Consider the following 10,322-nt stretch of genomic DNA (forward strand, 5'->3'; position numbering starts at 1 on the left):
CTTTTTAGTCTAGCATCAGAATCAAAAGATTACATACAATGCACTTTTGATTCCTCTCATTCTCTATCTCCTACTTACAATTCCTAAAATAAATTTGAATTCATTACGGTTCTTTTTCATTTTCTTAAAGCCTTCTTTTGTATCTACTATTAAACAAGTTTGTCTTATCCAACATCTCATATAAGCCGATTCAAAATGAATTGGCTTTACAATACCACGCTGCTCCGTCTCTGTTCCATCATCATATTCTATTTCCGTTCTAACAAACCACTTATTTCCGATTCCAAATTCAATATACTTCAATTGTAATTCCCCTTATAAAAATATTTATCAGCTTTCATTTAAACATAATTATATTATGTTAACTATTACATCTTATATTGTGTTTGACCATACTACTTGTTCTATGAATACAATATAGAATCCTTCTTTTATTACTTATTAACAAACCATTGTCACAAAGCGGATTTTATGAAAAGATGAAATAATAACAGAAAATAAAGAATAATTATTATTTTAAGAAGAAAAATAGTATGCAGTACTCTACCACTGAAGATATATTAAAAGATCTTGAAAATAAAGGAATTATTGAACCTTTTGGCAACCTCAAAATAAAATAGATTTATTTGAAGAAATATTACTAGGCTTATATTGTCGCATCGCTACTTCCATTCGTCATCATCCAGAGGATTTACCACAATACATTGTAACGTGGGATAAGTGGAAGGCTCATATTGATTTGAAGTAAAATCAAATATCAGTTAAACGTCTATTTACTGTAGAGAGAATCCATTTTGACATAGAATCAAAATGGATTCTTTCACACCACATTCTACTCATCTTCTAGATCCTGTCCTTGTTTCACTCTTAATTTGTATACATAGTAAACCGGTATAAGACCACAGATAAATAAAATAGCTCCTAATAATAGACCATCTTTCCAGCCAAAGTTGGGTGTAATTGAAGTAAGATATGCAACACCTGTCCCAATTACAGTTAGTACTGCCATGCTAATAATAAATGATTTCTTTGGATCTTTTATTTCTTTTTCATGTTCTACACTAATACTCATTGATAAATATGCAGCAACAATAGCGGTTAACATAAATACCATCCAAAGGGGATTCTCACGCATCCTTTCCATTCCCCCTTGGATGAAGTCGTAACCAAGAATACATAAAACCCCCATCGTTTGGACGATATAAGCAATTTTAATATTTTGTAAATTTCTTAACATAAGTCTTTCATCTGTAATTTTTTTCATTCAAAATCCTCCTGATCCACCCAAAATATTTCATCTAATTTTGCATTTACGGCATAGCAAATTTGTAAACATAACTTTAATGACGGATTATATTTCCCTTTTTCAATCAGGCTAACCGTTTGTCTTGTAATACCGACCGCATCAGCAAGCTGTTGTTGAGTCAAATCTGCTTTTACACGAGCAACCTTTACATGATTTTTCATATAACACCCTCCACTTAAAATGTAATATATATATTCCTTTATGTAAAGTATAAATTACATCAAAATGACAGTTCCTCCGTATCTCGAGGTAGGAGGAACCATCTTTTTGAAAGGTTTCTTCAATTTATAAAGTTTCTTTCAAAAAGTAAGAAATAATTTTTAACAAACATTATAAAATGAAAAATATTGTTTATGGATACAATCTTATCTATTCACATGCTATTTTTATTAAAAATCTAATAAAGAAACCATTCGCTCAATCCCTACCGCCTGAATTAATAGCGGCAATCGTGGACCGCTTGAGCTATTCAAAACAAGCTTATATACCATATTAAATAATAACTTTTGATTAGCTCTCATGATTTTTTTATCCTCGTCATGACAAATTGCATATATTTTCTCCATTAATTGATCTATCTGCCGACTATTACGGAGTATGTCACAAAATACTTTTAACCACTTTTTCTGAATCTCCTCTAATGCTTCATAGTATTCGATATCTTTCTTATCGTTTATACGAATCATTTTTTGCGGATGCCAATTTTTAATCCAATATTCTACCCGATCGCTTATTGTTTTGATGTCTGTTATGGTATATTCCTCACCTGTTTTACTAAGAACTCTTTGTAATGCCTGCACATGAAAGTTTACTAATGGTAAGACACCTGCTACTTGGTTAAATTTCGGAAACACTTCATTTTCATCGTTAACTTTTGATAATTTAAGATAAAGACATCTATCTTTATCTTGTAACGTTCCATTTCGGTAATTCTCTCGAAACCTTTCATATTCAGAATAATTTCTAATCACATCTTCCTCTAGACCAATGTTAAAAGATGCATTTGGTTTATACTTAGAAAACATAAAGAGGATGATTTCAGGTGAATATATGTTTAGTAGTTCATTTGGCGTTATAATATTTCCAGTTGAGCTAGACATTTTTTTATGATCACCTTTTATTCCTATAAACTCATAAGCTACATAGTTAGGTGCTTCATAGTTAAAAATCCTTCTAGCGATTTCTTTTGATACGTTATAACTTCCTGTTTCTGATGAGTGATCTCTTCCTCCTGGTTCGAAAATGACATCTTCAACCATCCATCTCATTGACCAATCTATTTTCCAATTCAATTTCATATTATTTGCACTCATCACTGATAACATAGAATGGTTTCCACAACTACAAACATATTCAATCGTTTTATTTTTTTCATCAAACTTTTTTATTTCTGTATGGTCTTTTCCGCAACTCTCACAATATAGTGCAATTGGGTAGAAAGCATTTTTCTCTTCTTCTGAAATATCGCTCGTTTTAAATTTCATGACTATGTCATATATTTCTTTTCTTTGTTGTAATGCATGAAGAATGTGCCTATTATATCTACCAGCTCTATATTCCTTACTTTGATATAGAAACTCCACTTCAATTCCAAAGGCTGCTAGAGACTTTTCAAATTCTTTTTCAAAGTGTTCTGCATACGACGCATAACACCCGAAAGGATCTGGAATATCTGAATACGGCAAACCAATATATTTTTCAAAAGAGGAATCAACGTTTTTAGGTACTTTTCTAAATCGATCATAATCGTCCCATGAGAAAATAAAACGTGTTTTCTTCCCTAAGTCTTGCAGCGCCTTCACCACAAAATACGTAGTTACAATTTCCCGAAAGTTCCCTATATGAACTGATCCCGAAGGACTAATTCCTGACGCACACACAAAAGTATTTTTATTTGGATATTTATTAATTAATTCATTTGCTATTTTATATGCCCAGTGCATAACTATCACCTCTTCATAAAATCATTTCACTTTAACCTTTTCCCCAAATAAAAAAACTCCCACCCCCAAGATTATAAATCTTGAGGACGAGAGTTGTGCTCATCGTGGTACCACCTCAGTTTATTGATATGTCACCATACCAACCTCTTCGGGTACGGCAAATTGCGTATACCCTATCTCTATAATGGGAGAACCCGTCGTATTATCCCTAATCAACTTAGTTCCATACGAAGCTCCAAGTCTTTTTTCATTAAGAACGCTACCTCTCCTTCTCAGCTACCGGAGTTCTCTGTTACATAACATTTCTTAATTACTCTTCTCTTCATCACTGTTAATATTTTCAATTTCTTAATTGCATTAATAATAATCAGAAAAATGATTATTGTCAATTATGATTAGTTATTATTTGTTGATCACCATGATAAAAAAATCCGTTCCAAATCTTGACAAAACAAAACTTATTCAATAAGCTTACATTAATACTAAACGTTTAGTATAAAATATTTTCTATTTTAGTGGAGGGATAATGATGACAAGATTAATGGTACTTGGTTTATTAATGCAGTACGGTCCTATGTCTGGCTACGAATTACAGCAAGCAATGCAATCTGCACAAACGGATACGTGGGCAGGTGTTTTCCCTGCTTCCATCTACCACGCTTTGAAAAAAATGGATAAAGAAGGATTAGTAGAACTTGATACTGTTGAAAAAACAGGAAATCGTTCTAAAGCAATATATAGTATCACAGCAGCTGGAAAAGATGAATTTCACAAGCTAATGATTGAATCTTTTCAACAATCTTCGGTAATTTTCCCAACTCATCTATATACAGCACTAACTTTTTTCACAGCTGATGCGGTTTCTGTCCCAAAAATTACAGCTGCTTTGCAGGAACAAAAAAAAGAGATTGTAAATATGTTCGAAAATATGAAAGCAGGACAATCGATTAAAGAGAAAATGATCGACGTTCCTGAGCATGTAACTCTTATATTTGAAAATATTTATGAGCAATGTGAGATGCAACTTCGTTTTATCGAAAAGCTAGAAAAGAAGTTATCTATATTAGAAGAAAAGACCAGAGAGGAGGAAAAATGATGCAACCCCAAATAAAAATGTCTCGAATACAAAAAGCTGCTTTATGGGTTGTAGCAGTAGCTGTCTTTACTGATATGCTTATTTATGGAATGATCGTGCCCATCTTACCAAGCTACGCAAAAACGCTTGGGGCCACGCAAGCTGAAATTGGCTTTTTATTCGGTAGCTATGCCATTACGTTACTTCTCACAACCCCAATTTTAGGGGTGGTCTCCGATAAAGTGGGTAGAAGACTCCCTATGATTCTAGGTTTATTTGGATTAGCAGCTGCAACTTTATTATTTGGATTCGCGAACAGTTTTTGGTTATTGGTTGTAGCACGAATGCTACAAGGTATATCAGCAGCTGCAACATGGACAACTGGGTTAGCTCTTCTTGCAGATGTATTCCCTCTAAAAGAACGCGGGAAAGCAATGGGGATAGCTCTATCCGGCCAAGCAATTGGCATGCTATTAGGTCCAACTATCGGTGGCTTTCTTTACCAATGGGGCGGCTATCACTTACCATTTATATTCGCAGCTGGAATCGCACTTATTGATGGAATATTACGAATCACATTACTTCATGATGAACCGAAACAAGATACTGAGCAACGTATTTCTTATCGTTCCATATTAAAGATGCACTCCTTATTTATGATTATCGGAATTATTATACTTGGAGCTGCCTTGCCTAGCGCTTTAGAGCCGACTCTTCCTTTATATTTACATAATGTTTTACACCTAAGTTCAGGAACAATCGGCCTGTTATTCGCTGTTCCCACTCTCGCTTATGGATTTACTGCTCCAGTAATTGGGACACTTTCAAATAAGCTTGGCAGAAATCAAACAATGATTATTGGACTTATTATTGCTGCTCTATGCTTTCCATTCACAACACTCGTTCCTAATATTATCTCTGTGATATTTGTTCTTGCTGTGCTAGGAATTAGCTTCAGTTTCTTACTAGCACCCGCTCTGCCAGAACTGACATACCTCGCGGACAAAAATGGAATTCGTGCATACGGTACACTCTTTGCTATTTATAATACAGCCTACTCTATTGGCATGTTCTTTGGTCCAACGTTAAGCGGAAATTTATCTGATTTATTCGGATTAACAAATACACTGTACACCATTAGTTTTATTCTCCTATGTTATCTTGGACTGTTTTTTTGGAAAATAAAAAAACAATCGTGAATATCCTATAACGTATTTTTAGAAGATTTAACGTTAGATTAAAAATGTATCCAAGATTTCATCTTTTTCTTCTTTGTTAATTCCAATATATTTAAGTGTAATTTGGCGTGTACTATGATGATTCAGTATTTCTTATAACATGGCTACATCTTTTGTTTGCTTATAGGGGTCCTGCCATATTTCCATCGAGCTAAAAGAACGAGTTACCCCAAGGGCAAAATGCACAAAATTTTCGTTCTGGGGGTATTAAGAGATCTTAACTCGATGGGCATGGGACGGTACCCCATAGCTTTCTTTATTAGTGTCAGTAATTTCATTTATTCTAATAAAATGCAGTTTACTACTCCTTAATATAAAAATCCTTTGTTTTTACAAATAATACTCAAACATTTTTGCAATCTTTTCTTTCATTTTTTCTTTTATAGATAATTGATTGACGTCAGAGGATGTTACTCGCTTTGAATCTTGTAAGTCTGCATTAATGACTGGCTTTATTTTCGAAATATAGACAGGGTCATGGATATAACAGTTCATTTCTTCATTTAAATGAAACGAGCGCGAATCAAAATTCACGGTCCCAACCATCAATATTTTTTCATCAATCAAAAATACTTTACCGTGTAACACTCCCTTTTTATAACCATATACTTCTATTCCCTGTTTTAATGCTTTTCGGATATATGGATACGCTGCTTCTTTAACTAACAGTGCATCTGAATGAGGTGAGAACAGAATTTTGACACGGACTCCCCTCTTTCTTGCATCTACTAATGCGTTCCAAATAGTTCTGTCTTTTGGTATAAAATAAGGTGTTAATATAATGATGGATTCTTTTGCTTGTTGAAACAGCATTGCATAATCTTGCCCAAGTTTTTCTCCGCTATAATATGCAGTAAATCGATGCGTGGTTGCTCCCTTTTCCTTTATCGCACTGTGTATCGGAATCGGTTTCTCTGAGTTTTTCTTCCAGTCTAACACAAATTGGTGTTCTAGATCTTGAACTCCTTCTCCTCGTATTTGAAGGTGATAATCTCTCCAGTAACCAAGTTTTTCTTTTTCTCCTAAGTACTTCTTGCCAATGTTAAATCCGCCAATGTACCCAATTTTCCCATCAACAACTGAAATACGACGATGATTCCGATGATCCAAAGAAGAAGAAATATAAGGGAAAGCAGGCTTATTGTAATACGTAAAATGCACTCCACTTTTAACTAATAATTCTATTTCCTTCTTCTTTAGTAAAACTCCACCTAGCCTGTCCACTGCATAGTATACTTCTACACCTTCCTGACTTTTTTGCCTCAATAACTCTAGAAACTGATGACTTACTTTATCATCAGCAATAGAGAAAAAGTTAATATGCACGTAATGTTTTGCTTTCTTTATATCTGAGAATAATTGATTGTTTAACTGTTTCCCGTCCGTATACATAGTAATATCACTTTGACGAATAGGGTATTGGTTAGGCTGCCGGTTAAATCTCCCACTTTTTTCAGCTGTTGTTCTGTCAATTTCACCCCAAACAAGCAAAACAAAACATCCGCCGATAAATACAAAGAGGAGTACTCGGAAAATTCCCCCTATCTTTTTCAGCATATTTAATCTCCTTTATATATTATCGTTTTCTTTCTGTTAGTTTTTGTTATCGGGACAAAACTATTCCATATCCATCCATGAAGCTAATCTTTACCATAGAATATGTAAGTCAATTATGTTCTTACATGGTAGATTTTTCTTATAAATATTCTATTCAAGTCAAGTTAACATAACATCATTTAACGGGATTCCATGTATCTATTGGCTAAAAAAATCCTCCTTCAGATAATTAACTGTAAAATTTCTCATTCACATAACCCTAAAATTGGAAATCGTACTATGATAACAAAATAGGCATTCTATATTTTGAAGTACATTTACAAGGAGGAAATACTACATGACAGTAAGTACTAAACTTAAACAAACTATCGCTGGATTAAAGAGTGCTCAAGCATGCCTAGAAGGATTTGTTCTTGATACCGATAACCAGCAAGCAAAACAATTATATAAAGGTGCAGCACAACAAACTCAAGAAATTATTGAATCTTTAAATCCTCGTCTTCAGCAAATTGAACAAGAAGAGCCTCAGTACAAGTAATAACATAATACCTTTCACATAGAATATCGTCCACATGGAAGAGTGCTCAGCTTAGGTAACGATTATCAAAATGATGATTACAATTAAAGGGTCTCACCACATCAATAGCAAGATAAGAAAAGCAAATATTCCAAAACAAAAAAATGTACATTTTCATCTGGAGATGCACATTTTTTCGTTTTGGGTGTGTTATAAAATGCTTAAGTTGATGGATGTGTGACAGTACCCCAATTAAAGTTTTTTAAACCTAATTGGACTTACCATTAAGAGAGCGAGGATTAAGGTAATCCATGCATTGCTATATGAAAACAACCCCATACCAGCCAATGGTAATCCAGCAGCTGGAATAGGTAATCCCTTAAAATATCCAATGGTTGGTTTAACACTAAATTTAGCTAATCTTAAAGCACCCATCGTTGGGAAAAGGATAAATGCCAAAGAAGTTAAAATAGATGGTGCCGCTATCGAATGAAATAGAAGTGCAGGAGCAACTCCGAAACTAACAATATCAGCTAAGGAATCCAATTCTACGCCAAACTCACTATTCACTTTTAATTTTCTTGCAATCCTTCCATCAAAAAGATCTAAAACAGCCGAAAAGAAAATAAATATGGAGGCTGCTTCCAAAAAGCCGTTCATATTTAAGGTGATTGAAAAAACACCGCACAATAAATTTCCAATCGTAAATAAATTAGGTACAGATTTTACTATCCAATTGAACAAAGTTGTCCCCCCTTGATCAAGCTTCCTATTTATATAGCATTTTCTATATATTCTTCCGTTATTCTTAATAATTCATGCCCAGTGTACGCTAAGCAAATTTCGACAAGAAAAAAGCCGATTTTCTGTACGTTAAGGAAAATCGGACCAATTGCCATTAAAGCAGAATTGCCTAAAGGAAGATCGAGCTTATTTCATTTTTTATCGTATTTTCATCATTAATGAAAATCATCTTACTCTACTCACAGCTTCACCTACAAACATATGTTTAATTTTGTTTATAAACATCTGCCGCCAACTCTTGTAGTAAAAGTTTATCTATTACTTTAAAATAACCCCCCTTCTTCTCTAACACTCCTTTATCACAAAGAATATTTAATGTTCGCAGCAAATGCCGATAGCTTGTCCCTAATAACTCCGATATTTCCGTTAAGTTCCCTTGAAATATCATGGTTTTTTCTTTTTCCCTTATCCTTTCACTTGTCGCAAGAATATAACTTGCTAATCGATTCTCAAGTGGATAAAGTAAATTAATGGAACTATTTTGGGCAAGTCTAGCCAGTTTATGAGCTAAAGAATCACAAATAAAACTTAAAAAAGTTGCATCATGAAGTAAACGTGTCCTAATTTTCTCTAGCGGAATTCCAATGCAATAGGAGTCCTCTATCACTTGGACATTCGAAAACGTTTTTTGAGAACGAACTAGTTCTACATCTCCCATGACTTCAAACCCATTATAAAAAGTTAACAATAACGACTTACCATTACTTAAAGTCGTATACACCTTTGCTTTTCCTTCTACAAAAAAATAAAGATAATGAAGCGTTTCATTTTCCCTACATATGTACTCATTCTTTTTAAATAACAATAGCTCCATCACAGACTTTATATCCTGATTAAAAAAATCTTCAATATTATTCTTTTGAATATACTCATCTAATTTCTTCGAATCATATATTTTTTTCATAAATCCTCAAATCCCCTTTTTACTATGACATATGTCATCATACACATTACTTCAATCATGGTAAATTAACCTTAAAATTGCAAGGGGGAAATACTATGTATAAATTACTGTCCGCATTTATTGGTGCTCTCATCGCACTAATGATTCCGTTAAACGGCATCTTAGCAGAAGTTATAGGAAATTATAACGCTAGTGTTCTAATTCATACTGTTGGATTAGTTGCGGTTATTATCATTTTATTAGTGGGTAAATTTAAACTTAAGATTTATAAAGGGATTCCGCTTTACTTATATAGCGCGGGAGCTATCGGGGTATTCACTGTACTTTTTACAAATATGAGTTTTTCAGCACTCGGTGTATCCTTAACAATCGCTTTAGGCTTACTCGGTCAGGCTATTACTTCTATTGTCATCGATCATTTCGGATTATTAGAAATGAAAGTTGTAAAGTTTGAAAAAAAGAAAATGGTCGGCTTACTACTGATCGCTTCTGGAATTATAGTTATGAATGTTTTTTAATGGAGGAGAAATGATGTTATATATATGTATTGCCATTTTAGCTGGTTGTTCCATTGTAATCGCACGGGTGATTAACGCAAATTTAGCAACTCAAATTGGCATTTTCCAAGGTACTTTTTTCAACTATATTACTGGTCTCGCTTTTTCATTGCTATTTTTAGTGTTTAGTAATGAATCTTTTAACATGTCCTACACGACATTGCAGTCCATACCGTTTCTTGCCTATTTAGGTGGATTAGTAGGTGTTGTAGTAATTGGATTATCAAACTATATTATTCCTAAAATATCTTCCTTCTATTTGACATTACTCATTTTTATCGATCAATTAGGTATGGGCATTATCCTTGATTTTTTCAGTTCACATGAAATATCGATTGGTAAGATAGTCGGTGGTTTATTAGTAATAATGGGACTCACATATAATTTGATTATTGATCGGGCGGATATACCTGTTCAAAGT

Annotated in this window: 12 protein-coding genes; 5 read left to right on the forward strand and 7 right to left on the reverse strand. The window is 33.6% G+C overall.

Translation table 11 applies throughout. The annotated features are described in order from the left end of the window. Positions 1-63 precede the first annotated feature (63 nt). From V7024_RS18350 to lysS, 4 genes are all read right to left on the reverse strand, one after another. On the reverse strand, positions 64-303 hold the full coding sequence (locus tag V7024_RS18350) for a DUF3977 family protein (protein ID WP_335522504.1): 240 nt from the start codon (positions 301-303) through the stop codon (positions 64-66). 529 nt (positions 304-832) lie between these two features. Further along, positions 833-1,264, reverse strand: a complete 432-nt coding sequence (locus tag V7024_RS18355) for a hypothetical protein (RefSeq protein ID WP_335522506.1) — start codon at positions 1,262-1,264, stop codon at positions 833-835. Beyond that, positions 1,261-1,467, reverse strand: a complete 207-nt coding sequence (locus tag V7024_RS18360; protein WP_306200704.1) for a helix-turn-helix transcriptional regulator — start codon at positions 1,465-1,467, stop codon at positions 1,261-1,263. The genes V7024_RS18355 and V7024_RS18360 overlap by 4 nt, the downstream gene beginning before the upstream one ends. A 228-nt stretch (positions 1,468-1,695) precedes the next feature. After that, positions 1,696-3,249, reverse strand: coding sequence for a lysine--tRNA ligase (gene lysS, locus V7024_RS18365; protein WP_335522508.1), 1,554 nt, complete (start codon positions 3,247-3,249; stop codon positions 1,696-1,698). A 529-nt stretch (positions 3,250-3,778) separates the two neighbouring features. On the opposite strand from lysS, the gene V7024_RS18370 reads away from it, so the two are divergent. Then, positions 3,779-4,345: a PadR family transcriptional regulator gene (locus tag V7024_RS18370; protein WP_335522510.1), complete on the forward strand. Its 567-nt coding sequence runs from the start codon at positions 3,779-3,781 to the stop codon at positions 4,343-4,345. Then, on the forward strand, positions 4,345-5,523 hold the full coding sequence (locus V7024_RS18375) for an MFS transporter (RefSeq protein ID WP_335522511.1): 1,179 nt from the start codon (positions 4,345-4,347) through the stop codon (positions 5,521-5,523). Before V7024_RS18370 ends, V7024_RS18375 begins: the two co-directional genes overlap by 1 nt. A gap of 369 nt (positions 5,524-5,892) precedes the next feature. Here the strand turns inward: V7024_RS18375 and V7024_RS18385 are convergent, their stop codons facing one another. Continuing rightward, entirely contained in the window at positions 5,893-7,119 is a 1,227-nt protein-coding gene (locus tag V7024_RS18385; protein WP_335522513.1) for a phospholipase D-like domain-containing protein, read from the reverse strand. 337 nt (positions 7,120-7,456) lie between these two features. On the opposite strand from V7024_RS18385, the gene V7024_RS18390 reads away from it, so the two are divergent. After that, on the forward strand, positions 7,457-7,657 hold the full coding sequence (locus V7024_RS18390; RefSeq protein WP_003198197.1) for a DUF1657 domain-containing protein: 201 nt from the start codon (positions 7,457-7,459) through the stop codon (positions 7,655-7,657). 231 nt (positions 7,658-7,888) lie between these two features. On the opposite strand, the gene pssA is transcribed toward V7024_RS18390, so the two are convergent. Beyond that, positions 7,889-8,380: a CDP-diacylglycerol--serine O-phosphatidyltransferase gene (gene pssA / locus V7024_RS18395; protein WP_335522515.1), complete on the reverse strand. Its 492-nt coding sequence runs from the start codon at positions 8,378-8,380 to the stop codon at positions 7,889-7,891. A 265-nt stretch (positions 8,381-8,645) separates the two neighbouring features. Further along, complete coding sequence (gene yeiL, locus V7024_RS18400; RefSeq protein ID WP_335522517.1) at positions 8,646-9,344, reverse strand: transcriptional regulator YeiL; 699 nt, start codon at positions 9,342-9,344, stop codon at positions 8,646-8,648. A 95-nt stretch (positions 9,345-9,439) separates the two neighbouring features. On the opposite strand from yeiL, the gene V7024_RS18405 reads away from it, so the two are divergent. Both V7024_RS18405 and V7024_RS18410 read left to right on the forward strand, forming a co-directional pair. Further along, a complete protein-coding gene (locus tag V7024_RS18405; RefSeq protein ID WP_335522519.1) occupies positions 9,440-9,862 on the forward strand; it encodes a DMT family transporter in 423 nt (140 codons plus the stop codon). Between the two features lie 13 nt (positions 9,863-9,875). Beyond that, on the forward strand, positions 9,876-10,322 hold a 447-nt coding region (locus tag V7024_RS18410; RefSeq protein ID WP_335522520.1), incomplete at its 3' end, for a DMT family transporter.

Source organism: Bacillus sp. JJ864 (assembly GCF_036963045.1).
Lineage (GTDB): Bacteria > Bacillota > Bacilli > Bacillales > Bacillaceae_G > Bacillus_A > Bacillus_A pseudomycoides_C.

Excerpts from the sequence above, each read along its gene's own strand:
- V7024_RS18355 (WP_335522506.1), bottom strand. The coding sequence starts at position 1,264 with ATGAAAAAAATTACAGATGAAAGACTTATGTTAAGAAATTTACAAAAT.
- V7024_RS18360 (WP_306200704.1), bottom strand. The coding sequence starts at position 1,467 with ATGAAAAATCATGTAAAGGTTGCTCGTGTAAAAGCAGATTTGACTCAA.
- lysS (WP_335522508.1), bottom strand. The coding sequence starts at position 3,249 with ATGCACTGGGCATATAAAATAGCAAATGAATTAATTAATAAATATCCA.
- V7024_RS18370 (WP_335522510.1), top strand. The coding sequence starts at position 3,779 with ATGACAAGATTAATGGTACTTGGTTTATTAATGCAGTACGGTCCTATG.
- V7024_RS18375 (WP_335522511.1), top strand. The coding sequence starts at position 4,345 with ATGCAACCCCAAATAAAAATGTCTCGAATACAAAAAGCTGCTTTATGG.
- V7024_RS18385 (WP_335522513.1), bottom strand. The coding sequence starts at position 7,119 with ATGCTGAAAAAGATAGGGGGAATTTTCCGAGTACTCCTCTTTGTATTT.
- V7024_RS18390 (WP_003198197.1), top strand. The coding sequence starts at position 7,457 with ATGACAGTAAGTACTAAACTTAAACAAACTATCGCTGGATTAAAGAGT.
- yeiL (WP_335522517.1), bottom strand. The coding sequence starts at position 9,344 with ATGAAAAAAATATATGATTCGAAGAAATTAGATGAGTATATTCAAAAG.
- V7024_RS18405 (WP_335522519.1), top strand. The coding sequence starts at position 9,440 with ATGTATAAATTACTGTCCGCATTTATTGGTGCTCTCATCGCACTAATG.